Annotated in this window: 20 protein-coding genes; 4 read left to right on the top strand and 16 right to left on the bottom strand. The window is 50.1% G+C overall.

Annotated elements, in window-relative coordinates:
* The first annotated feature begins 37 nt into the window (after positions 1 to 37).
* Positions 38 to 565, top strand: a complete 528-nt coding sequence (locus NXS99_RS03425) for a thiamine biosynthesis protein (protein WP_259287270.1) — start codon at positions 38 to 40, stop codon at positions 563 to 565.
* A gap of 62 nt (positions 566 to 627) precedes the next feature.
* Here the strand turns inward: NXS99_RS03425 and dnaG are convergent, their stop codons facing one another.
* The 3 genes from dnaG to glmS all read right to left on the bottom strand — a co-directional run bounded on the left by dnaG (position 628) and on the right by glmS (position 5,849).
* Positions 628 to 2,514, bottom strand: a complete 1,887-nt coding sequence (gene dnaG / locus NXS99_RS03420; protein WP_259287269.1) for a DNA primase — start codon at positions 2,512 to 2,514, stop codon at positions 628 to 630.
* Positions 2,515 to 2,876: 362 nt separating this feature from the next.
* Positions 2,877 to 3,722, bottom strand: a complete 846-nt coding sequence (locus tag NXS99_RS03415; protein WP_259287268.1) for an SDR family oxidoreductase — start codon at positions 3,720 to 3,722, stop codon at positions 2,877 to 2,879.
* A 267-nt stretch (positions 3,723 to 3,989) separates the two neighbouring features.
* Positions 3,990 to 5,849 carry a glutamine--fructose-6-phosphate transaminase (isomerizing) gene (glmS, locus tag NXS99_RS03410; protein WP_259287267.1) on the bottom strand — a complete coding sequence of 620 codons (1,860 nt, stop codon included), beginning with the start codon at positions 5,847 to 5,849 and terminating at the stop codon, positions 3,990 to 3,992.
* Positions 5,850 to 6,066: 217 nt separating this feature from the next.
* On the opposite strand from glmS, the gene NXS99_RS03405 reads away from it, so the two are divergent.
* Entirely contained in the window at positions 6,067 to 6,648 is a 582-nt protein-coding gene (locus NXS99_RS03405; RefSeq protein ID WP_259287266.1) for a ribonuclease domain-containing protein, read from the top strand.
* 50 nt (positions 6,649 to 6,698) lie between these two features.
* On the opposite strand, the gene NXS99_RS03400 is transcribed toward NXS99_RS03405, so the two are convergent.
* A complete protein-coding gene (locus NXS99_RS03400) occupies positions 6,699 to 7,958 on the bottom strand; it encodes a deoxyguanosinetriphosphate triphosphohydrolase (protein WP_259287265.1) in 1,260 nt (419 codons plus the stop codon).
* Between the two features lie 281 nt (positions 7,959 to 8,239).
* On the opposite strand from NXS99_RS03400, the gene NXS99_RS03395 reads away from it, so the two are divergent.
* The gene (locus tag NXS99_RS03395) at positions 8,240 to 10,294 is read left to right on the top strand and encodes a TPM domain-containing protein (protein ID WP_259287264.1); all 2,055 of its coding nucleotides are present in this window, start codon (positions 8,240 to 8,242) and stop codon (positions 10,292 to 10,294) included.
* Between the two features lie 183 nt (positions 10,295 to 10,477).
* Here NXS99_RS03395 and NXS99_RS03390 read toward each other — a convergent pair whose 3' ends face one another.
* The gene (locus NXS99_RS03390; protein ID WP_259287263.1) at positions 10,478 to 10,984 is read right to left on the bottom strand and encodes a hypothetical protein; all 507 of its coding nucleotides are present in this window, start codon (positions 10,982 to 10,984) and stop codon (positions 10,478 to 10,480) included.
* A gap of 1 nt (position 10,985) precedes the next feature.
* Positions 10,986 to 12,371, bottom strand: a complete 1,386-nt coding sequence (locus NXS99_RS03385; protein WP_259287262.1) for a glycine--tRNA ligase — start codon at positions 12,369 to 12,371, stop codon at positions 10,986 to 10,988.
* A gap of 1,223 nt (positions 12,372 to 13,594) precedes the next feature.
* On the opposite strand from NXS99_RS03385, the gene NXS99_RS03380 reads away from it, so the two are divergent.
* Complete coding sequence (locus NXS99_RS03380; protein WP_259287261.1) at positions 13,595 to 14,020, top strand: Fur family transcriptional regulator; 426 nt, start codon at positions 13,595 to 13,597, stop codon at positions 14,018 to 14,020.
* Positions 14,021 to 14,122: 102 nt separating this feature from the next.
* On the opposite strand, the gene NXS99_RS03375 is transcribed toward NXS99_RS03380, so the two are convergent.
* The 10 genes from NXS99_RS03375 to NXS99_RS03330 all read right to left on the bottom strand — a co-directional run bounded on the left by NXS99_RS03375 (position 14,123) and on the right by NXS99_RS03330 (position 23,272).
* Positions 14,123 to 15,190 (bottom strand): VIT1/CCC1 transporter family protein, encoded by a 1,068-nt coding sequence (locus tag NXS99_RS03375; protein ID WP_259287260.1) that lies wholly within the window; start codon positions 15,188 to 15,190, stop codon positions 14,123 to 14,125.
* Positions 15,187 to 15,924 (bottom strand): isoprenyl transferase, encoded by a 738-nt coding sequence (locus tag NXS99_RS03370; RefSeq protein WP_259287259.1) that lies wholly within the window; start codon positions 15,922 to 15,924, stop codon positions 15,187 to 15,189. The genes NXS99_RS03375 and NXS99_RS03370 overlap by 4 nt, the downstream gene beginning before the upstream one ends.
* A 33-nt stretch (positions 15,925 to 15,957) precedes the next feature.
* Positions 15,958 to 16,689 (bottom strand): DNA repair protein RecO, encoded by a 732-nt coding sequence (gene recO / locus NXS99_RS03365; protein ID WP_259287258.1) that lies wholly within the window; start codon positions 16,687 to 16,689, stop codon positions 15,958 to 15,960.
* An 11-nt stretch (positions 16,690 to 16,700) separates the two neighbouring features.
* Entirely contained in the window at positions 16,701 to 17,618 is a 918-nt protein-coding gene (era, locus tag NXS99_RS03360; protein WP_259287257.1) for a GTPase Era, read from the bottom strand.
* A gap of 83 nt (positions 17,619 to 17,701) precedes the next feature.
* Entirely contained in the window at positions 17,702 to 18,553 is an 852-nt protein-coding gene (pdxY, locus tag NXS99_RS03355) for a pyridoxal kinase PdxY (RefSeq protein ID WP_259287256.1), read from the bottom strand.
* Between the two features lie 23 nt (positions 18,554 to 18,576).
* On the bottom strand, positions 18,577 to 19,143 hold the full coding sequence (gene pdxT / locus NXS99_RS03350) for a pyridoxal 5'-phosphate synthase glutaminase subunit PdxT (RefSeq protein WP_259287255.1): 567 nt from the start codon (positions 19,141 to 19,143) through the stop codon (positions 18,577 to 18,579).
* Positions 19,144 to 19,146: 3 nt separating this feature from the next.
* Entirely contained in the window at positions 19,147 to 20,043 is an 897-nt protein-coding gene (gene pdxS / locus NXS99_RS03345) for a pyridoxal 5'-phosphate synthase lyase subunit PdxS (protein WP_259287254.1), read from the bottom strand.
* Positions 20,044 to 20,352: 309 nt separating this feature from the next.
* Positions 20,353 to 21,675, bottom strand: a complete 1,323-nt coding sequence (locus tag NXS99_RS03340) for a hemolysin family protein (protein WP_259287253.1) — start codon at positions 21,673 to 21,675, stop codon at positions 20,353 to 20,355.
* Positions 21,672 to 22,268 carry an rRNA maturation RNase YbeY gene (gene ybeY, locus NXS99_RS03335; protein ID WP_259287252.1) on the bottom strand — a complete coding sequence of 199 codons (597 nt, stop codon included), beginning with the start codon at positions 22,266 to 22,268 and terminating at the stop codon, positions 21,672 to 21,674. Before ybeY ends, NXS99_RS03340 begins: the two co-directional genes overlap by 4 nt.
* Entirely contained in the window at positions 22,265 to 23,272 is a 1,008-nt protein-coding gene (locus NXS99_RS03330) for a PhoH family protein (RefSeq protein ID WP_396124809.1), read from the bottom strand. Before NXS99_RS03330 ends, ybeY begins: the two co-directional genes overlap by 4 nt.
* Positions 23,273 to 23,291 lie beyond the last annotated feature (19 nt).

The following is a 23,291-nucleotide window of genomic DNA, read 5'->3' as shown; positions in this document are numbered from 1 at the left end:
TGCTTTTCGCACTTGTTCATTGAAAGGTAATCATTCTATGTCGCGTGCTACACGCATGTTTATGAGCCTGACAGCTTTGAGCACAGCTATCATCCTCAGCGCTTGTTCGCCAGCACTAGAAGTCGATTCCACCGTAAAAATCGACACGGCTGTCAGCCTCGCTCCGCAGCCCTCTATGGTTGAAGCTATTCCGTACACCGAAACAAGCGAAGTCACGATCAGCTTAGATGCAACCGAATTCGCTAATGGCGATACCTTGACCGCTTCCCTATCTGGCTTATCTCCTAAGATGGGCTACTATGCAGCTATTTGTGCCCAAGATTCTGGCAAAGTTCCAGCGTGCACGGGCGAGCTTACCGACGCAGCCACCGCAGCCTGGATCACTTCCGATACCAAAGGTACTGTTGCACTGACTGAAGAAGGCAATGCCACTGTCACCTTAACAGCAACTGCTGTAGGTGAAGATGTTGATTGCACAACCGAGAGTTGCGTATTTAAGGTATTCGGTGACCACAGCTCTGGTTTTACTCCAGTTGCCGAAGTCCCAATCTCTTTTGCTTCTTAAAACACCTAAAAAACCGCTTGGCCACTGATCATCATGGCCAAGCGGTTTTTTTGATTTCCCCACTATTTAAATGCGCGTTCTAAGAGTTCGCGTCGAACTTGTTCGAGTGCGACAAGGTCAGCGAATAAGGTACTGTACACTTGCTCGTCGTCGCTTGGCCGCATGCGTTCGAGCTGGCTTTTAAGCTTGGCAATATTATTGCTGACATGCTGTTCTTGCAGTCGGGAAAGCGTGCGATCAATATGGGCAGTAATGGCTTCAGGTTCGGCCAACACCGGCTCAACCATCAATTCTGAAACCACGGATCGACCAATAATATCGCCAACGCGCTCTGCCACTGCGTTGACCCACTGCTCAGTTGCCGCTTCTACCCCGCCGAGCGCATCAATGGCCACACGGATCGCTAAATACGTAGGGTGCGTAAATACCTCTTGCGGCAAACCATCAAAATAATCACCTGCGTCTGCCGGATATTGCAAGGCCAACTTCAATGCCTCACGTTGGGCCCACAAGCGCGTGTCTTTGCGGTCCGGCTGCGGCAACATTTGCGGGTCAGCAGCTTGAGGCTGCGTGTGCTCAAACCGCTGTGCCCGCTTCGGAGCTTGACGACGCTGCACCTCCTGGCTTGCTTTTCGGACTTCTTCTAATACTTCGCCTTCGTCGAGCCACCCCACCCAACCTGTCAGCTGGCGAACATACTGCATTTGTAACGTGCGATCTGCAATCGTCGCCACAATTGGAGCAACGCGTCGTAACGCTTGCAAACGCCCTTCAACGCTATCAAGCTGGTATTCCTGCAGCAGCGTGCGAATAATAAACTCCACCATCGGAATCCGCGATGCCACCAGATCTCGCACGGCAGCATTGCCTTTCGCCAGGCGTAAATCGCACGGATCCATGCCTTGTGGCGCCACGGCGACAAACGATTGCCCAACAAAGTTTTGATTGCCTTCAAAAGCCCGGCGCGCAGCTTTCAGACCAGCTTCATCACCATCGAAGGTGTAAATCATTTGCCCATTAAAGTAATTATCGTCAAGCATGAAGCGACGAACGAGCTGCAAGTGGTCTTCACCAAAAGCGGTACCACACGATGCAACTGCTGTATTACAACCTGCTGCATGCATTGCCATAACATCGGTATAGCCTTCGACAATAATGCACTGGCGCTGTGCGGCAATATGTTTTTTCGCACGATCTAACCCAAAGAGCACTTTGGATTTTTTGTACAAGATAGTTTCGGGCGTGTTCATGTATTTGCCCATATTGTCATCGTCGAAAAGTTTGCGTGCGCCAAAGCCAATCACATCACCGGCGGCGTTCTTAATAGGCCACAGTAAACGGCGATGGAAGCGATCAATTGGCCCGCGCGGACCCATTTTAGACAGTCCTGCAGCTTCGAGTTCTTCAAAGCGGAAACGTTTAAGCAGGTGTTTGGTTAATGTATCCCAACCATCTGGGGCGTATCCGCACTCGAATTGGTAGATGATTGCTTTGTCAAAGCCGCGATCAAGTAAAAATTGGCGTGCAACGGCTGCCTGCGGGGTTTCGAGCTGCTGGCGATAGAATTCATGTGCGGCGCGATTAGCTTCGATAAGACGACGTCGCGTACCAGGGGCAAGTGCAGGCGCACCGGTCGAGGACTGTTCATAATTGATGTGGTAGCCGATTTTTTCCGCAACCGTTTGCACCGCTTCGGGGAAGCTCATGTGTTCGACTTCCATTAAGAACTTAAACACATCACCACCTTTACCGGTGGAAAAGCAGTGGAAGTAGCCATGATTCGGACGCACGTGAAACGATGGGGTTTTTTCGTCCTTAAACGGGCTTAAGCCTTTGAGGGAATCCACACCTGCTGGCTTGAGCTGTACGTATTCGCCAACAATTTCCTCGATCTGTGCTCGTTCACGGATCGCCTGAATATCTGCTTCTGGTATGCGCCCTTGTGCCATGCCAATAGCCTAGCAGCGAGTCATAAAGATCACTATTGTGAGTGCGTTATGCTCGCGTGCGTGCTCCTTTCATTGTTCAATTGGGATGCATGCAAAATAGGGATGACGGCATGCCGGTGACGATGGCATCCGCGAAGCTCGTCGCTGACTGGCTTGCCACGCGCAGCGGCTGCCAGCTCATCCTTGCAGCGGATACTACGTCGCCGCAGACGCAGCGGCTGCTAGCTCTCCACAACCACCGCCAACTGCAGCCGCCAGCCGCCAGCGAGCAACCACCAGTGAGCAACCGCAGACGCAGCCGCCAGCCGTCAATCATAACCGCCAGCTCGCCACCTGCTCGCGCTCTCGACAGTCTCCGAGCATCACTTATTGCTTCTTGGTGCAGCACTTCCGCCGGCGAGAATACCGCCATCCACATTAAGCTCAATACCTGTAACATATTTCGCTTCATCGCTTGCCAAATATACTGCGGCGTAGGCAACATCAATTGGCTCACCCATATGCCCCAGTGGAATACCTTTGGCCAGCTGTGCCATCGATGTTTCGCGCGGTACAGTTGGATCAAACATGTCATCCCACATGCGCGTATTAATTGCCGCAGGGTGAATGGAATTGCATCGAATGTTATAGCCTTGCGCTGCACAATATAAGGCCACGGTCTTCGTATGATTGCGCACAGCGGCCTTGGTAGACGCATACGCTGCCGCTGCAGGAACACCAACAATGCCAGAGCGCGATGAAATATTAATAATGCTGCTCTTACTGGTTGGATCAGTAGAGCGATGCTTCATTAAGGCAATGCCCATTTTGCATCCTAGGGCAACGCCATCAAGATTCGTTGCATGTACCTTACGCCAGGCATCTAAATCGAAATGCTCTGGATCGTGCAAACAGGTAGTATCTGCAAGTCCTGTGATACCGGCATTATTTACTAAGACGTCAATGCCATTGTATTTCTCCAGCAAATATTGCTCGATCGCGTGCCAATCGTCTTCACGCGAAACATCCACATGAACATACTCTGCGAATGTGCATCCATCCGTGTGTCCATAGTTTTCATTGATCTGCTTGCACGCGCGTTCGCCGGCGCTATCGTCCTTGTCCGTCATGACCACAATTGCGCCTTCTTGCACGAACAATTCCGCTATTGCCAAGCCAATCCCGTGAGCTGCACCAGTAATGACCGCAACCTTATTCTTGAGCCTCATGATCGTTCCTTATCTTTGAGCTTTCATGCTGAAAGTTCAGCGCTCAACTCAACAACATTCCTGCCAAATATGATACTGCACCCCTGTTCCATCACAAGGGTGCAGTTTCATAGTGCGAGCATGATCATAACGCTTGACGACGCCACCACCGGCACAACTATCGTCAGGTAAAAAACTTCTCTATAGCATCTCATCGCCGCGCGTGTACCGATGCCAACTTCGGCAATCTTGCTCACAGATCACACGCGCGGCCAACTCCCAGCTGGATTATTCAACCGTGACTGATTTTGCCAAGTTTCGCGGTTGATCAACATCATAGCCTTTGGCTTTCGCCACGGTAGCGGCAAAAATCTGCAGTGGCACAGTCGCCAACAGCGGTTGCATCAGACTTGGCGCTTGCGGAATACGAATAATCTCATTGGCATAGGCTGCAACTGCTTCATCGCCTTCTTCTGCCACCACGATCGTATAGGCACCACGGGCACGAACTTCTTGAATATTCGAAACCACCTTGGCATGCAATGAGTCCCGGCCGCGTGGGCTTGGAACCACAATAATCACCGGCTGGCCTTCGTCGATAAGCGCAATTGGGCCGTGCTTGAGTTCGCCGGCGGCAAAGCCTTCAGCGTGAATATAAGCAATTTCTTTCAACTTCAATGCGCCTTCAAGTGCCACTGGGAATCCAACGTGGCGGCCTAAGAATAATACCGAAGGTGCGCTGGAAAGTTGCTGGCCAAGAGCTTGCACATGCGCTTCCGCTCGTAAAATTGAGGCAATTTTTTCAGGAATCGCGCGCAATTCAGCAAGGATTTGGCTCACTTCATCGGCAAACATATTGCCACGCAACTGAGCTAAGTAGAGTCCCAGAATATAGGCAGCCGTAATTTGCGCTAAAAACGCCTTCGTCGAGGCCACAGCAATTTCTGGGCCGGCGTGGGTATAGATAATTGCATCCGATTCACGAGGAATCGTTGCACCATAGGTATTACAAATAGCAATCACCTTCGCGCCTTGTTCCCGCGCGTGGCGCACTGCCATGAGCGTATCCATGGTTTCACCCGACTGCGAAACTGCAACCACTAAGGTCTTTTCATTCACAATTGGGTCGCGGTAGCGGAACTCATGTGCTAGCTCCACCTCAGTTGGAATGCGGCACCAATGCTCAATGGCATATTTTGCCACCTGGCCGGAATACGCTGCAGTACCACAGGCAATCACAATGATTTTATCAATGCGGCGTAACAGGGATTCGTCGATACGCAGTTCATCTAAAGTAATATGGCCGCGCTCATCTACACGTCCTAAAAGGGTATCGCGCACAGCTGCTGGCTGGTCGTGAATTTCTTTTTCCATGAAGGAATCAAAACCACCTTTTTCGGCAGCTTTGGCATCCCACTCGATCTCGAATTCTTTACCGGTTGCTTCCTGACCAGCAAAATCTGTAATTCGATACGTATCGGCATGCAAGGTCACGATCTGATCGTTGCCCAATTCAACAGCATGGGTGGTGTGCTCGATAAACGCTGATACGTCAGAGCCTAAGAAATGCTCGCCTTCACCAACGCCAATTACCAGCGGCGAATTGCGGCGAGCCGCAACAATAACACCAGGGCTTTCGTGATGAATTGCTAATAATGTAAATGCGCCGGTGAGCTGCTGACAGGTTGCTTGCATCGCCGCTGTAAGATCTGACGCGGTACGCATCTCGAGAGCAAGCAAGGCACCAGCAACTTCACTATCCGTTTCTGATTGGAAGCTAAATCCTGCTGCAATCAAACGGTCTTTTAATTCTGCAAAGTTTTCAATAATTCCATTGTGCACAACTGCAATGCGACCATCATCAACCAAGTGCGGATGCGCATTTGCATCGGTTGGCCCACCATGGGTTGCCCACCGCGTATGCCCAATACCAACGGTTGCAACTGGCAATGGATTAGCTGCAATTTCTTGATCCAGCATGGCAACTTTGCCAGCCTTTTTCCGAATTTCAATGCCGTGCTCTCCCAGAATTGCAATACCGGCGGAATCATAGCCGCGATATTCCAAGCGTCGTAAACCTTCGACAACAACTTCCTGAGCACCATACTTATGAACGCCTGAACCGACGAATCCTACAATTCCACACATGCGCATGAGCATAGTCTTTCGCATCCAACGTGTGCGGCACGCCACGGCAAAAACACAGAAATTACATTCCGATTATGTTTATTTGTGCTTGTTTTCAATAACTTTTATGCTTGACGACGCTCACCTGCCTCCCGCACAGTCGAGTGCTATCAAAACTTTTCTCGTTCTGCAATCATCAACTGCTGCTTCTCAGCGTGAATGTGAAACAATAGAACGTATGGCCAAACGTCAATCACTTCCGTATCTTCTTGGTGCTTTAGCACTTGCAGCAGTTACCACCTATTTTGGGTTTGGGAACGCAGAGACTCCTCACGAGCAACAACAGGTAGCGACAAGCACACAACCAAAATCTCACGAACGCACCGCTGAGCCTAAAGGTAAACAACAATCAGATCGCGTCAAGCCAGGTAATACTTTTGACAACCAGGCTCAACCAGATAGAAATTCAAAGCAATCGTCGAAACAACCAGGCGATCAATATTCTCCTAATAATGACTTTGATCTGTGCTATACCAAGGATCTTCCTGCTCAAGCACATGAAACAATCAAAGATATTTTAGCTGGCGGGCCATACGAATATCCGAATAACGATAATCAACGATTCGGGAACTACGAGGGCGTACTTCCTCGCGAACGAGGTGTTTCCTACCGTGAATATACAGTGGAAACTCCAGGTAGTTCCCATCGCGGTGCGCGTCGCATCGTCACAGGTGGCGGCAGTGAAACTGATCCTGATACGTGGTATTACACTGATGATCATTACGGATCATTTTGTATAATTCCAGACGCCGAACAGTAAGTTTGAGTGTTCTTCCAGGCTGCAAGAGCGGTTGGATCGTGATACTTGCGTTATCCCCAAAAGCCGGCGACTTCAGCAGCCTGCTGCGCAATACGTTCCAGACGAGATTCGGTCAGTGATGCAATTTGATCGATAATCACGCGTTGCTGTTGCTGCTGGGTTTCTGCTTGATCCCAGAAATGGTGGAACATCGGATCTAACGCACCGCCTGCTGAGTAGTAGTCATACACGCGGAAAATGCGTTCGCGTTGGCGATCTTGGCGTTCCAAATGCACCGGAGCGTCCATCACATACAGCACAGCGATAGATTTCAACAGTGTGACTTCTGCTAATACTTGCGGCGGAATCACTAAGTTGCCACACATTCTTCCGACTTGCGTTGGATGCGCAGCCTTGGTTGCTGCCACAATCGCACTGACATAGCGCCCCACAAGTGTAGACGTCATCGCCTTTAATGCGGCAAAGCCGAAGAAGTCACCTCGAAAATCAGCAGCGTTGCGAATAACCGCTAATTCTCGTAAGTATCCGGCAGCATCTAATAACGCTTCCGGCGAGCTATGAAATGCTCGCGCACCTTTTTCAGCAAGGGCTGCTAACTCCACGAAATCCCACAGCACTTGCAAATTGATACGCCCAGAAACGATACCGTCTTCCACATCATGCACGGAGTATGCAATATCATCCGAGAAGTCCATAATCTGGGCTTCCATACTTGGGCGCTGATCATTATGGCCGTGGCGCACCCATTCTAAAATATGGCGGTCTTGATCGTAACACCCATATTTCTTCGCATAACTACCGTCTGCATTTGTGCGCACACGAGGATATTTACACGCAGCATCTAATGCCGCACGACTTAAGTTCAACCCAAAAGACTGCCCCGTGCTGCTCACAATTTTCGGTTCCAACACCGTTAAAATCCGCAGCGTTTGCGCATTCCCTTCAAACCCACCACAATCCTGAGCAACCTCATGCAATGCACTTTCTCCATTATGCCCATACGGAGGATGCCCAATATCATGCGTTAATCCCGCTAACTCACACAAGTCAGGATTCACACCTAAGGCGGTACCAATTTCCCGCGCAATTTGTGCAACCTCCAGAGAATGCGTCAATCGAGTTCGCGGGGTATCACCATCGCGTGGTCCAACCACTTGAGTTTTATCCGCTAAGCGTCGTAAAGCAGCACTGTGAAGAACGCGTGCCCGATCGCGTGCAAAATCATTCCGCGGCGGTGCCGCCTGCAGCTCACTTGATTTCGATGGCTCCTGAAATAACCGCTGCGTATCGGCCTCGCTATAGTGATACATGATTCTTACTCTCCTGTTCTCCGCCTACGCACGCCACACTCTATCTCGCGCAGCACACACCCGACACAGCCGCGCTTGCAACCGCCGAAAGCGTTGCGTCTACTCTAACGAGAAATCGTGACCTGCGCGCACAACCCACGCCGTCGATCATCACCTCAGCATGAGCGTATCGACGCACTGCTGCATTCTTCGACAGCATATTTCGCGCACACCCCTCTGTAAACGTGATTGCTCTACGTATAAGTCTGCCATATCCGTCAAGGCTCGCTATTGTGTTAAGTATGAAGAAGAAATTTGCATTATGTTCAGCTGCGGCCTTCATTGGGGTTGGCGCATTTTCCCTCGCCCCTGGCATGCCACCGCAAGCCCACGCATTAACAGTTACCGTTCAAGCTGAACCAGTTGCTGCCTACACTGAAGCAGTCACCGATTTCACCAATCGGATTTCTGCAGATGAACAAGTCGCAATTACTCAAGCTGCTGCTGACTATCACGATGCCACTGGTGGCAATTTCCACCTCGTATTAGTCAATGACCTTGCCGGACTCACGCCAGAGCGATACTCCGCAGATGTTTTAGCCCAAACTCAAAACGGCCCACACGATATTGTGCTCGTCATTGGTCCAAACAGTTTTGGATTTACTGGCGGCAGTGCCTTTTCCGATGCTGATCTCGATGCATTTTGGGAAGCTGCAGTGGGGCCTATGAATAATAAGGAATTTGGGCAAGCCGCACTAGCATTATTAGCCCGTGCTGGTGCACCAACGCTTGGCACCGAGACTTCCGCGTCATCGACGTCGAAAACTTCCGCCGCACCAACAGCGTCTTCATCGGGTGGTGCGGTCTTAGCAGGTGGTGTAGGTGCTTTAGCCCTTGCCGGTGGCGGTTTATTCTTATACTCACGTAAATCTAAGCGCAAGCACACTGCAGCTGTACTACAAGCAGCTGATCCTCAAAATGTTCAATCCTTAGCAGCGCTACCGCTACCAGCGTTGGTCAATCTCGCAGAAGAAGAATTGGTCAGTACCGATGATTCGATCCAAAATGCGAAGGAAGAATTGGATCGCGCTACTGCTGAATTCGGTGCTGAGCGCACCAGACAGTTTAATACGGCGATGAATCATTCCATCACCACGTTGCAAAAGGCTTTCCAGCTGAAAGCCCAGCTCGATGCTCGTACGGTCGCTGGTGAAGCAGCACAACGTGCCATGTTACTTGAGATTATTCAGTCATGTGCTGCAGCCGATGATGCCCTTGATGCGCAAGCACAAGATTTCGCACAGATGCATTCGCTCGTATTAAACGCAGCGGACAAACTTGATACGATTACGCAGCAGTTAGTGGATTTGCATACGCGTATTCCAGCGGCACAGCGTCAGCTGGCAACGCTCGAGCAGCGTTATCCGGCTTCTACTCTGGCAGCGATTGCCTTAAATGTGGAATTGGCAGAAGCTACGTTGCAACAGGCTCATGCGCATGCTGACGCTGGACGCGAGTTACTGAGTAAACCTGCTGGCGAACAAGGCGGAATGGTTGATGCGATTCGGTTAGCAGAACAAGCTATTGCCAAAGCCGATACCATGTTAGCTTCTGTTGAACATGCTGAAGCTGATATTGCCACTGCAGTTGCGAATATCCCAGATTTACATGCTGAAGTTCGTGCAGAGATCGAACATGCGATTCGACTGCGCGAAAAGGGCCAGCAGCTGGGGACGAAAATGGATTGGAACGCGGTTGATGCAACGATTGCGACCGCACGAACGAATCTCGAGCAAGCAACGCAACAGCAAGCCAATGAGCCATTACGTGCATGGTCGTTGCTGACTAATACAGATTCACAGCTCGACGCGATGATTGAGCAGTTAGAAGAAGGCACCACCAACCATGAACGTCTCTTGCAAGTCTTTACTCAGCAACAAGACGTTGCAACCACGCATATTCGTGCTGCTCGTGAGTTTATTTCCAGCCGAGGTCGTGTGGTGAAGGCATCTGCGCGAACACTCCTTGCAGAAGCTGAGCAGTTGCTTGCAAAAGCCACAGTTGCACGAGTTGATCACACTCGTGATGCCATTGAGTTTGCCCGCCTTGCCGCATTAAAGGCCACAGAAGCGCTGCAAGCTGCACAGCATGACGATCAGCGTTATCAGCGCAAGCACCATTCGAGCGGATCGAATATGGGTGGCATGATCGCTGGCATGGTGTTACAAGAAGTACTGCGTTCCCAGCGTCGTGGCGGCGGTTTTGGTGGTTTCGGCGGCGTCGGTGGCGGTGGCTCACGCGGCGGTGGTTCACGCGGCGGCAGCTTCGGCGGTGGTTCACGCGGCGGCAGCTTCTAGGGTACTGGCGCACTCACAGGCTGTACCTTCGCAGGCGTCCTTCGCAAGCGCCCCTCGCAAGCCTCTCGCAGACGCTATGGTCTCAAGCTATCAGCCCCGACGAGTTACCGCGTGTAAATAATAAGCCAGGTCAGAAGATATAAGTTCTGACCTGGCTTATTGCTACGCAATGCTACTTGTTGATTACAGAATCAACGCAAGGATTGCCACCGGCAGCATCAGCAGCAAGGAGGCAATAATTGCCACACTTGTGCCTAATGTTTTTGCCTCCAGCGTGGTGCGACTCACCCACGAGAGGAAAACTTGCTGCTCAAGTGTTAATGACTCATCTTCAAAGGCTGTGATGGATTTACGCACGCCATTATTGCCGCCGGAAAATTGTCCAAGTTTCCGATCCGCGTCATCGACATACACCCAGTCTGTCGCACCTTCATTGATCGCCTTTATGCTCATTCCGGCTGCATCAATCGAGATAGTCTTCGCGCGCCCAAATGGTTTGCCGTCAGCAGTCGCCACAAAGACGTCTCCGCTTGGCAGTTTCGCAGAAAGTTTTTGCTTCTCTGCCGTCAGCTGCCAAGTATCAGCGCCGACAATCGCGTGTGTTTTCTCAAACTTGGCTTGAACTTGCCCGGTTTCGTCGCAAAGCAGCGCCTGTGGTTGCGCTTGATCACGCCACATCGAGTGTTTCATTTTAGCATCCAACCAGTTGTGCACCCAGGTATGCCTGCAGGTCAGCGATCTTCACGCGCTCTTGCGCCATGGTGTCGCGCTCACGCACAGTCACAGCCTGATCTTCCAAGGTATCGAAATCAACGGTCACGCAGAATGGCGTACCAATTTCATCCTGACGACGATAACGACGGCCGATCGCACCGGAAACGTCATAATCAACGTTCCAGAATTTGCGCAGTTCAGCGGCCAATTCCTCAGCAATTGGGGTGAGCGTATCCTTCTTGGAAAGCGGCAACACCGCCACCTTCACAGGGGCAAGACGGCGATCCAACTTCAGCACAACGCGCTTATCGACGCCGCCCTTTGCATTTGGAGCCTCGTCCTCATGGTAAGCATCAGCTAAGAATGCCATCATCGCACGGGTCAAACCGAAGGAAGGCTCAATCACATGCGGCGTGTAGCGTTCGCCGGTAACTTGGTCGAAGTAGCTGAGATCTTCGCCGGAGCTTTGAATATGGCAGGTGAGATCATAATCGGTACGGTTTGCCACACCCATGAGCTCGCCCCACTGATTGCCCTGGAATCCGAAACGGTATTCGAAGTCAATGGTGCCAGCAGAATAGTGAGCGCGCTCATCTTCTGGAACGTCGAACTGGCGCATATTTTCTGGCTTAATGCCCAGATCAATGAACCAATCCCAGCATGCTTGTACCCATTCGTTGAACTTTTCTTCCGCCAACGCTGGTGGCACAAAGTACTCGATTTCCATCTGCTCGAATTCACGCGTGCGGAAAATGAAGTTACCTGGGGTGATCTCGTTACGGAACGCTTTACCAACCTGGCCGATACCAAACGGTGGCTTCATGCGGGAGGTGGTCATAACATTCTTGAAGTTCACGAAAATGCCCTGCGCGGTTTCTGGGCGCATGTAGTGCAGACCTTGCTCATTATCGACAGGACCAAGGTAGGTTTTCATCAGACCAGAGAACATTTGTGGCTCGGTCCACGAACCTGGCTGGCCGGTTTCTGGATCTGGCACATCGGCAAGACCATTTGCTGGTGGATGGCCATGCTTTGCTTCATAGGCCTCGATGAGGTGATCGGCGCGGTAGCGCTTATGTGTATGCAAGGATTCAACCAAAGGATCAGTAAAGGTTGCTACGTGTCCGGAAGCTTCCCACACCTGACGTGGCAAAATGATCGAAGAATCAAGGCCGACCATATCTGCGCGTCCCTGTACGAAGGTACGCCACCATTGCTTTTTGATATTTTCTTTCAGTTCTACACCGAGTGGGCCGTAATCCCATGCAGATCGAGTACCACCGTAGATTTCACCGCATGGATAGACCAAACCGCGACGCTTGCAAAGATTGACAACGGTGTCTAAGACGCTTTGTGGGGCCATGAAAAAAGTTCTCCTTGAATACTGGCAAGAACCGATAAGGCCATGAATGGATATCATGGATGCCGCGTTCTTGTATCGGGAGTACTGTTGCGGCAATTTCAAGCAGCATAGCTGCCTGTGCACGCGTATGCGCAAGCTTTTGATGCTGCCGGCGACAGTACACCGTCCACTTTAGCGCACCTCATGATATGCACATAGGACACGCAGGTGAGACGACCACAATACTGTGACTGCGGCAATCTCTTCCGCTCATATCATCGCATGTACTACGCAAAACTATACGGATGCCCTATGTGCCAGTTTTAGCTGGATACACCAGTTCATCGGCATCGAACGTTGCACTTATGTTCGCACATTGCAGTCCGGCTCATAACGCCAGTGGATGATGCGCACCGGCGTCTATCACTACCTTGCGATAGCCCAAACTTTCAAGGTCAAACGTTCACGAACGAACATTCACAATCAACACTGCACATGGTGCCACAATCGATGTAACACCACCACGTGCAGTAACGTATTCCTCTTTGAAAGCTGCATCACGTCTAACGACCATGCATGAGATATGAGATTTTCGTGCAGCTTGCCCCAATCTGACACGTATCAAAACTGCTTCTTGCAGCAATATATATATCCGTGTAAGGCTATCCAAACAATTCGAACCTCGTTTGAATGTTACAAATATCCTCCATAGATGCACTCAAACAGAGTTTTGCGGAAAAGTGATCACTAGATAGGGGTGACTGAAAAGGTAATTCAGTTCATAAATATGGGGGTAATAGGGGTATTTTTACTCGACCTGCCTAAAAATCTTCAATAACACACCCGCCAATCTTTGGAACTGTTGAACAAACTGGTCAAATTTTTAAAGTTTTCAAAGACGTTAATTGTTTTGATTGCTAAACTGACCAGCACCTATAAAAATCAGCCACCTTCACATTGCAAACCAACCAATCACAAATGTAATACTCGCCACATTTTACAATAGTTTTTTCTTTAAAATGCCAGTTCACGGGCGACATTAAACCTAAAACAGCACCTAAATAATAATTTCCTCCTTGTGTTATTGGAATTGGACACCTACTATGAACCTATAGGCATTTTTCAGATTGAAAACATTATCCCAGCTAAAGCTGTATTTTTAGCGGTAAATGAACATGATTTTAGATAAGTTTTCACAACTTTGTTAGGTGCGTTAGTCTTCACATACATTAAAGGGTAGATCCATGAACCGACTCAAGGAACACAACGTTCCAAAATTGGGTGTCCGCAGCACTCGCCAACGTACAGCTATCGTCTCTGTATTAAAGGACATGGAGAACTTCTCCTCAGCAAAGGCCATTCATCAAGAATTGCTGAAGCGTGACCTTAAAGTCGGTCTTACCACGGTTTACCGCACATTACAATCATTAAGCGAAGTTTCCGCTGTCGATGCATTGCATATGTCGAATGGTGAGACGCTGTATCGCCACTGCCTCAATGGCAAGCATCATCACCACTTAGTTTGCACCGAATGTGGTCGAACCGTTGAAATCGAAGGCGGTCCAATAGAAAAGTGGGCAAAAGATGTCGCCCGCACATACTCATTCCAGCTTACTGGTCACGATGCCGAAATCTATGGCTTGTGCCACGGCTGTAAAGCATCAAGCTAGTACACGCCTGTAACCGCAACACGCGCGAGTGATTTCCATCTTCGAAATCACTCGCGCGTGTTTGTATGTATTCCACACACGTACTGACCCTACATGCAGCCTCTACGCCAGTGCGACACCAAATGCTGCACCTAGCGCATACGTCACGACAGCTGCACCAAGGCCGATAATAAGTTGCCGCATGGCTCTGGCCAGTGGTGGCTTACCGGAAAGAATACCGGTAATTGCTCCAGTACACATCAAGGCAAAACTCACCAGCACTACCGCAGAAATACCCGCAACCACAGCAGATGAAAATACAATAAACGGCAGTAATGGAATCAGCGCGCCACTTGCAAAAAAGATAAAACTTGATGCTGCTGCACCCCAAGCACTTCCCAAATCTTCAGCTTCATAGGTTTCTCCGCCAGTGAAAAAATGCCCTTCTGATTCATGAAATTCTTCCAGGCGTTGTTGTGCTAAGGCTTCAGCTTCTGCCTCATCCATGCCACGAGCTCGATAGACCAGTGCTAATTCATTAGCATCGACATCTAAAAATGGAATGACATTTTGAGCATCATCTCGCGGCACACTCGCTTCAGTTAACTCATTGGCGCTTTTAACCGAGATATACTCCCCCGCCGCCATCGACAAGGCACCTGCCAGCAAACCAGAAACACCAGCTAACAACACAAACTGTAACGAGACACCAGATCCTAAAACACCTAAAACCAATGCCAGGTTCGACACCAAACCATCATTGGCACCAAAGACAGCGGCACGGAAATTCCCGCTGATATTTTGTCGTGCTTGAGTTGCTAATCCGCGTACAACCTCGGCATGAACTGCCTCATCGGCTTTAATTTGCTCGGTTGCATCCTCATCGTGTTCATAGGGGTTACGCGCCTCTGCTGTTTGCAGCATGGCTAATACGAACACCGTCCCGAATCGCGAGGCTAAAAACGCTAGCAATCGGGTTTTCAAATCTGGTGTGCGCGGCAGCCCCACATCGTCGCCAAGCTTCTCGCGCCAATACTGCTCATGTCGCATCTCAGCATGGGCAATCTGCATGAGAATATCGCGCTCTGCGCCTTCCCTGTTGCGCGCCAATTCGCGATACACCACGGCCTCGGCACGCTCATTCGCGAGGTATTGCTGCCAGCGTTTAATTTGTTTTGGTGATGGCGTCATGCAGTGCCTCCGAATCGACGATCACGCTTGGCGTACTCCTCAACCGCCGCAAATAGATCCGCTGGGGTGTAATCCGGGAACAATTTATTCTGATACACCATCTCGGCATACGCCGATTGCCATAATAAGAAGTTAGAGGTGCGCTTTTCACCCGATGGACGTAAAAACAGATCTACATCAGGCATATCAGGCTCGTCAAGGAAGCTTGCGAAAGTATCTTCAGTGATTTGATCTGGTTGCAACGTTCCTGCTTGTACCTGCCGTGCAATCTCGCGGACACCGTCGACAATCTCTGCTCGACCACCATAATTAACACACATATACAGTGTCATCGCGGTATTATGCTGCGTTAACTCTTCAGCCGATTCTAATTCGCGAATCACGCTGCGCCACAGTCGCGGACGACGCCCCACCCAACGCACGCGCACATTGCGCTCATGCAGCCACATTTTTTGCCGCGCCAACACGTCACGATTAAAGCCCATTAAAAAGCGGACTTCTTCGACACTGCGCCGCCAGTTTTCCGTGCTAAACGCATAAGCTGATAAATACGGCACTCCCATGGCGAGGCAAGCTTCAACCATATCAAGCAAAATCGCCTCGCCGCGTTTATGTCCTTCAGTGCGCTTGAGGCCACGTTGGGTTGCCCATCGCCCATTGCCATCCATGACAAGGGCAATGTGGCGCGGTAAAAACTCAGCTGGGATATTCGGAGGAACTAATGGCGCATTCACGAAAGCCATTGTGCCATGAATCCATACCTGACGCTATTGGGCTTGCTCTAATACGTGCAAAGATGCCAGCCTACGCTCCGTGTGCCAATGGAAATGCCGTGTCGCCACCTGATGAATACTCGCCGCAATTGCTGCGCGATGATTCAATAATTGCAGCGCTTTCGCACCATGACCTTCACTCAGCAGCCACATGATGTGCAGCACGTCTTCGTGCACATTCAACGACCCACTTGGCCGGCACGCATGACACACTGCCCCACCCGGCGCTGGATGAAACGCATGATGCGGCCCTGGCGCCTGACACTGCGCACAGGCAAATAAACTTGGCGCCCAACCAGCAACTTTCATTGCCTCTAATAAAAAGGAATCAAATACCAGTGTGGGAAGTTCGGCAGTTTGCAGCGCAATAAGCTTTGCGACGCACAGATCATAAATTTCTGCTTCACCGCCTAGGCGTTCAGCGGCTTCTAATAAAGCGCAGGCTGCGAAATAGCGATCGGTATCATCGACAATTCCTTGGGCAAAAAACCCAACTGTATCTGCTGTGGTAATTGTTGCCAGCTGGCGGCCTGCATATAGCTGCACATCAAGTTCGACAAAAGGTTCGAGTCGGGAACCAAACCGACTGCGACTGCGTCGAACGCCTTTGGCCACTGCCCGAATCAGGCCATGGTCGCGGGTCAGTAACACAATGATCCGGTCGGATTCACCAAAATCATACGACCGGATCACAAGTGCACGAACCTGGAATGATTCGCGGCGCATAAGCCTCCTTCTTAGAAGCCGAGACGCCCTAATTGCTTAGGATCAGACTGCCAGTTTTTCAATACCTTAATACGAATATCAAGATACACATTTGTCCCTAATAGTTGACAAATTTGTGGGCGAGCCTCATACACAATCCGACCTAAACGGCGTGCACCTTTGCCAATAATGATGTCTTTTTGACCCTCACGTTCAACATAAATGATCACGTGCACGTCCATCACACCAGGGCGTTCCTCATTCGGCAAAATTTCATCAACTTGCACTGCCACTGAGTGCGGAAGCTCGTCTTTTAAGCCAGATAACGCTGCTTCACGAACAAGTTCTGCAATGCGAGTTTCAGTGTCATCATCGGTGATGTGATCATCCGGATAAAACTTTGGCCCCTGTGGAAGGTGTTCCACGATGACGTCGATAAGCACATCTTTTTGCTCACCTGTCACCGCAGAAACTGGAATGACTTCCGATTCTGGACCTAACAGCTCGTGCAATGCCATTAACTGCACGGCAACTTGATCGCGTGAAACCTTATCCACCTTCGTCACAATGCCAAGGATTGGGGTTTTTGGTGAAACTTTGCGAACATTTTCTAAGATCCAACGATCACCTGGACCAATTTTTTCATCGGCCGGAACCGTTAATGCAATCAGATCCATATCCGAATAGGTGTCTTTGACAACCTCATTTAAGCGTTCACCTAAAAGTGTGCGTGGACGGTGCAAACCTGGGGTGTCGACCACAATAATTTGGGCATCTGGGCGGTGGACTAATCCACGAATAGGATGGCGCGTTGTTTCTGGCTGATTCGCCGTAATAGCAATCTTTTGTCCCACGAGCGCATTCGTGAGTGTCGATTTACCTGTATTAGGCCGGCCAACGAAACTTATAAAACCGGAACGAAAACCGTCCGGGGTATCGGTGAAATTCACCTGACTCCTTATATAGCAATGGTGCGAGTAGCTTGAATAATCTTCAAGTCTACCAGCACCATCGAAAACTACCCGATTGAGGGTTATGCAATCTTTTCCACAGCAAACTGCAGCTTCGGATTTGCAAAGAACTCTTGTCCTTCAATCAGCAATAATTCGCGCGAATCCTTGCTAAAGGTCAAGTCAATGAGATCAAAGACTGAAGATGCGGTTTTTGCTAGTGCAGCTGCGGCATCTCCATCACGAACATAGTGACCAGTAAACAGTGCCGCGGTGACATCGCCGGAACCATTGCGCTTGACATCCAGGTATGGTGTTTGAACCTTCCAAGCACCCTCATCATTCATAACGATCATTTCAATCGTATGTTCTGGACGATCTGGGCGCAGCACCGAGGTTACCAACACAGTTTTTGGTCCCAGTTTGCGGGCGGCTTCACAGGCACGCAAGGTGGAATCCACATCATGGGCTTCTACACCAGTCAGATAGCTTAATTCGAACTGATTTGGAGTAATGATATCGGCAACTGGTACCACACGCTCACGCAATAATGGTGGAATCAGATCGGACACAAAGCAACCAGACTTCGCATTGCCCATCACAGGATCACAAGCGTAGACAGCCTGCGGATTTTCTGCTTTGACTGCTGCTACAGCTTGAATAATGACATCGGCAATATCGCTGCCGCCTTGGTAGCCAGACACAATCGCCTGAACATCACCAAAGGCACCTCGTGCTTGCATGCCATCTAACACGGATTGAACCTGTGCGGCAGGAATTAATTCGCCACCCCACTGACCGTAGCCCGTGTGATTCGAAAAGTTCACTGTGTGTACTGGCCAGACTTCATGGCCGATGCGTTGGAGTGGAAAGACTGCTGCGGAGTTACCGACGTGACCGTATGAAACGTGCGATTGTATTGAAAGAATGCTCATGGCTCTCATCCTAGACCATCTTGCTAGACCATCTTGAAGAACAACTCGTGCACGGCAGTGTCATCTGTGAGCTCTGGATGGAAACTCGTGGCTAACACGTTGTTTTGGCGGACTGCCACAATAGCCCCATTTGGCGCTGTGGCCAGCACTTCTACATCGTTGCCTACTCGCTCAACCCACGGTGCTCGAATAAACACTGCAGGTACCGGCTTGGCAATGCCAATAATATTCAAATCCGTTTCGAAGGAATCCACTTGCCGCCCAAATGCGTTACGACGCACGGTGATATCCAATGCCCCAAAACTTTTCGCATCTGCTCTGGTGTCGAGTATTTCACTGGCTAATAAAATCATGCCAGCACAGGTACCATAGGCCGGTAAGCCTTCCTGCAAAAGCTTGGAAAGCGGATCGAAAAGACCGCCAAGCTCTAATAGTTTCGAGATCGTCGTGGATTCGCCACCTGGCAAAATAATGCCATCAAGCCCTACGAGGTGCTCTGGCCGACGCACCAATCGTGCTGGAACACGCAGGGTTTCCAAGGTGCGTGCATGTTCTGCGACGCCACCTTGTACTGCCAAAATACCGATCATGAATTACCAGCCACGCTCTGCGAGACGATGGGAAACTGGGAGTTCATCGACATTTAATCCCACCATTGCTTCACCAAGGCCGCGGGAAACTTCAGCAATGACCTTTGGATCATCATAGTTTTGAGTGGCTTGCACAATTGCGCGTGCACGCTTGACTGGATCACCGGATTTGAAAATGCCAGAGCCCACAAATACGCCTTCAGCACCAAGCTGCATCATCATTGCAGCATCTGCTGGTGTTGCAATGCCACCTGCAGTAAATAGCACAACCGGCAATTTTCCAGTTGCGGCAACTTCTTTCACCAGATCATATGGTGCTTGCAGTTCCTTGGCAGCTACATACAGCTCGTCTTGTTCCATTGCGCGCAAACGATTTAATTCCGCGCGAATCGTCCGCATATGCGTCACCGCATTGGAAACATCACCTGTCCCAGCCTCACCCTTGGAACGGATCATGGCAGCACCTTCGTTAATCCGACGCAGCGCTTCGCCTAGGTTCGTTGCGCCGCATACAAATGGCACAGTAAAGGCATGCTTATCAATATGATTTACATAATCAGCTGGTGACAGCACTTCCGACTCGTCGATAAAATCCACACCTAAGGATTCCAAGACTTGAGCTTCGACGAAATGACCAATTCGTGCCTTTGCCATCACCGGAATGCTCACAGCTTCTTGGATGCCTGCGATCATGTCCGGATCGGACATGCGAGAAATACCGCCTTGAGCGCGAATATCGGCAGGCACTCGTTCTAATGCCATCACTGCGGTTGCACCGGCGTCTTCAGCAATCTTGGCTTGGTCAGGGGTAACCACGTCCATGATTACTCCGCCTTTGAGCATATCGGCCAATCCGCGCTTGACTCGATCCGATCCCAATACAGTTGTGTGGTTTGTCATGATGCTCCAATCAAAAAATAAGAATGTTTTGTGCACCTAAACTTAGGGCATGTCAGACGCATCTGCAAACATGCTTATCGGCAGCAACGTCCATCTACATGCATGAAAAGGTGCTCGTGTTGAGCATGAAACTGGCACATACTGTGCGTTTCAGGTCATCTACACGAGCACTTATCGAAACGCTATTTTATTCACGATCTTATAAATAGTGTGGCTTTTATACGTTTAGCACTATCTATCTCTGGAGCTACAAGCACCACAGAAGATATAACACAGCCGCCTTGCGCGCGAAGATCCTTGCCGCGCAACTTATGCGTCAGTGTCTGCATCAATAGCTGGTTTGAGTTCATCGAGAACAGTCACCAGCACCGAAAGCACTCGAACTCGACCTTTTCGATCTCGTCCGCCTTCTGCCACAAGCCGTAAGCCATCGACCTCAATTGTGGTTCCTGGCAGCGGCACGCGACCTTTTTCCAACGCAATGAGGCCGGCAACGGTATCAACATCTTCATCAAACTCGATCTCGATACCATGATCCTCTTGCAATTGTTCTGCCAGCTCCTCTAAGAGCAATCGCGACACCACACGGTAGGTATACGGATCATCAGCAAAAACCTCTACCGGCGCGACTTCTGAATCATCGTATTCATCGGTGATTTCGCCAACAATTTCTTCCAAGATATCTTCAATGGAAATCAGGCCTGCAATACCACCGAACTCGTCGACAAGCAGCGCAATCTGAAAGCTCTCCACCTGCATTTCGTGAAGTAGCTCATCCAATTTCTTCGAATCCGGAATGAATTTCGCATCGCGCATCACCTCATCAACCAACACGCTTTTACCACCGTCAGTGTCGTAATAGGTGCGTTGCACGAGGTCTTTCAAATTCACTACGCCGACAATATCGTCAACGGTTTCGCCAATCACCGGCAGTCGCGAATGCCCCGATCGCACGCATAGACTCGTTGCTTGACCTGCGGTTCTGTTCGATTCAACCCAAATCATTTCCGGTCGCGGCACCATCACCTCGCGCGCGGTGGTGCTTGCGAGGTCAAACACATTTTGAATCATGCGTCGTTCTTCGACTTCCACCACACCATGTTCTTGCGCAATATCAACCATTTCGCGCAATTCAATTTCGGTGGAATACGGACCATCTGAAAACCCTGGACCTGGGGCAATCACGTTGCCGATCTTGATCAGAATCTTTGTCAATGGTCCTAAAATCACTGCAAAGGCATTCAGCACCATGGCAGAGCGCAGGCTCACGCGATACGGGTTCGAGCGTCCAACGGTGCGGGAAAATACGCCAATGATGGTAAAAGAAATCAAGGTCACGCCGACAATTGCAGCTGTCAGCGCCCATTTCTCCATCAGCTGCACCGCGAGCATACCTGCACATACCGCCGCTGCCGCATCAAGGAACGTACGCCCCAGAACCAAGAAGTTAATATGTTGCGCACGGTTGTCGAGCACGCTTAATAAGCTTTTCGACGCTGGCCGGCCTTCATCTTTTGCCATTTGTTCCACGCGGGCGCGTGAAATTGAGGTGATAGCGGCTTCAACGGTGCCCAGTAGACCAGAAAAGAGCAGGGAAATTATTGTCACAGATCCCAACAACAACGGACTCACAAGGTATCAGGCTCCCCAATTGCTGGAATGCCGCCACCTGGAATCAGTTTGTCTAAGGCAGCTCGATCTGCCGCTGATGGAAATGCACCAGGACCAGTTGGTTTTGGCTGATAGGAAATGCCACGGGATTGCACATCTGCGTACCAGTCAGACAGCAATTCATTTTGCAGTGCAAACATTTCGCGTTCGTCGTCTGGTTCAATGTGGTCGTAGCCAAGCAGATGCAAGCATCCATGTGTGGTCAGCAAGCACAATTCATGCGCTAAATCGTGGCCTGCCTTTTCCGCTTGCTTTGCCGCAAATTCCGGACAGAGAATAATGTCGCCTAACATGCCGTCGCCGATCGGTTGCGCATCTGGACGCCCAGAACCAGGGAGAAGTTCATCCATTGGAAAACTCATCACATCGGTTGGGCCTTCCAAATCCATCCACCGCACATGCAAATCGGACATTGTTGGAATATCTACAAGTGAGAGGGTGACTTCTGCTTGCGGATGCACATCCATCTCACGTAACACGAAACTTGCAATATCAATTAAGGATTCTTCGTTGATCCCCTCATAGCCAGATTCGTTTAGCACTTCGATGGTCATTCGTGCTCCTTCTCTTTTTCCGAATGTAGCTGCTGTTCAAACTCATCATAGGCTCGCACGATGCGACCTACGAGTTGATGCCGAATCACATCGGCGGAGTCTAACTCGCTAAAGTGTACGCCTTCAACACCTTGCAAAATCCGACGCACGACCCGCAACCCAGATTTTTGCCCACCTGGTAAGTCTACCTGTGTGATATCACCAGTGACCACCATCTTCGAACCGAAGCCCAAACGGGTCAAAAACATTTTCATCTGCGCAGCTGTAGTATTTTGCGCCTCATCTAAAATCACAAAGGCATCATTTAAGGTACGCCCTCGCATATACGCCAACGGTGCGACTTCCACAATGCCAGCTTCCATAAGCTTCGGAATAATCTCCGGATCAACCATATCGCGCAGCGCATCATGCAACGGACGTAAATACGGGTCAATCTTGTCATTCAACGTACCTGGCAAAAATCCAAGCTTTTCGCCAGCTTCAACTGCAGGGCGTGTCAAAATAATGCGTTGGACTTGCTTCGACTGCAAAGCCTGAACCGCTTTTGCCATTGCAAGATAGGTTTTACCAGAACCCGCCGGCCCTAACCCAAAAACAATCGTGTTCTCATCAATCGCATCCACATAGGCTTTTTGCCCTAACGTTTTTGGACGCACTGCTTTGCCACGACGCACCAAAATATCAGTCGCTAATGCTTTTGCTACCGACTGTGGTTGTTCCAATTGGATCATCTCTAAGGTGTGCTTAACCGCATCGGGGCTAATCACGTGTCCACGCCGAGCAATTGCTTGTAATTCTTTTAATACCTTCAGTGCTCTGGCAACTTCAAAGTCCGGACCGCTAATGGTGACAATATCGCCTCGAACGTGCAACTGACTATCAAGATGATTTTCTAAAATCTGTAAGTTTTCATCGTTGATCCCCAACACGGCTTGCACATAAGCGCTATCAAGTTCAACGGATTGTGTAATGTGCGACAAGGTTGTCCTTCGTGACGATTGTATTCAGGTGGCAAGCAAAGCT

Origin of the sequence: Corynebacterium sp. HS2168-gen11 (assembly GCF_024834075.1) — a bacterium.
In the GTDB taxonomy this organism is placed as follows: domain Bacteria; phylum Actinomycetota; class Actinomycetes; order Mycobacteriales; family Mycobacteriaceae; genus Corynebacterium.
The sequence above is the reverse complement of the archived record's forward strand: the minus strand, read 5'-3'. Positions and strand labels throughout refer to the sequence as shown.

Excerpts from the sequence above, each read along its gene's own strand:
- NXS99_RS03425 (WP_259287270.1), top strand. The coding sequence starts at position 38 with ATGTCGCGTGCTACACGCATGTTTATGAGCCTGACAGCTTTGAGCACA.
- dnaG (WP_259287269.1), bottom strand. The coding sequence starts at position 2,514 with ATGGCACAAGGGCGCATACCAGAAGCAGATATTCAGGCGATCCGTGAA.
- NXS99_RS03415 (WP_259287268.1), bottom strand. The coding sequence starts at position 3,722 with ATGAGGCTCAAGAATAAGGTTGCGGTCATTACTGGTGCAGCTCACGGG.
- glmS (WP_259287267.1), bottom strand. The coding sequence starts at position 5,849 with ATGTGTGGAATTGTAGGATTCGTCGGTTCAGGCGTTCATAAGTATGGT.
- NXS99_RS03405 (WP_259287266.1), top strand. The coding sequence starts at position 6,067 with ATGGCCAAACGTCAATCACTTCCGTATCTTCTTGGTGCTTTAGCACTT.
- NXS99_RS03400 (WP_259287265.1), bottom strand. The coding sequence starts at position 7,958 with ATGTATCACTATAGCGAGGCCGATACGCAGCGGTTATTTCAGGAGCCA.
- NXS99_RS03395 (WP_259287264.1), top strand. The coding sequence starts at position 8,240 with ATGAAGAAGAAATTTGCATTATGTTCAGCTGCGGCCTTCATTGGGGTT.
- NXS99_RS03390 (WP_259287263.1), bottom strand. The coding sequence starts at position 10,984 with ATGAAACACTCGATGTGGCGTGATCAAGCGCAACCACAGGCGCTGCTT.
- NXS99_RS03385 (WP_259287262.1), bottom strand. The coding sequence starts at position 12,371 with ATGGCCCCACAAAGCGTCTTAGACACCGTTGTCAATCTTTGCAAGCGT.
- NXS99_RS03380 (WP_259287261.1), top strand. The coding sequence starts at position 13,595 with ATGAACCGACTCAAGGAACACAACGTTCCAAAATTGGGTGTCCGCAGC.
- NXS99_RS03375 (WP_259287260.1), bottom strand. The coding sequence starts at position 15,190 with ATGACGCCATCACCAAAACAAATTAAACGCTGGCAGCAATACCTCGCG.
- recO (WP_259287258.1), bottom strand. The coding sequence starts at position 16,689 with ATGCGCCGCGAATCATTCCAGGTTCGTGCACTTGTGATCCGGTCGTAT.
- pdxY (WP_259287256.1), bottom strand. The coding sequence starts at position 18,553 with ATGAGCATTCTTTCAATACAATCGCACGTTTCATACGGTCACGTCGGT.
- pdxT (WP_259287255.1), bottom strand. The coding sequence starts at position 19,143 with ATGATCGGTATTTTGGCAGTACAAGGTGGCGTCGCAGAACATGCACGC.
- pdxS (WP_259287254.1), bottom strand. The coding sequence starts at position 20,043 with ATGACAAACCACACAACTGTATTGGGATCGGATCGAGTCAAGCGCGGA.
- ybeY (WP_259287252.1), bottom strand. The coding sequence starts at position 22,268 with ATGACCATCGAAGTGCTAAACGAATCTGGCTATGAGGGGATCAACGAA.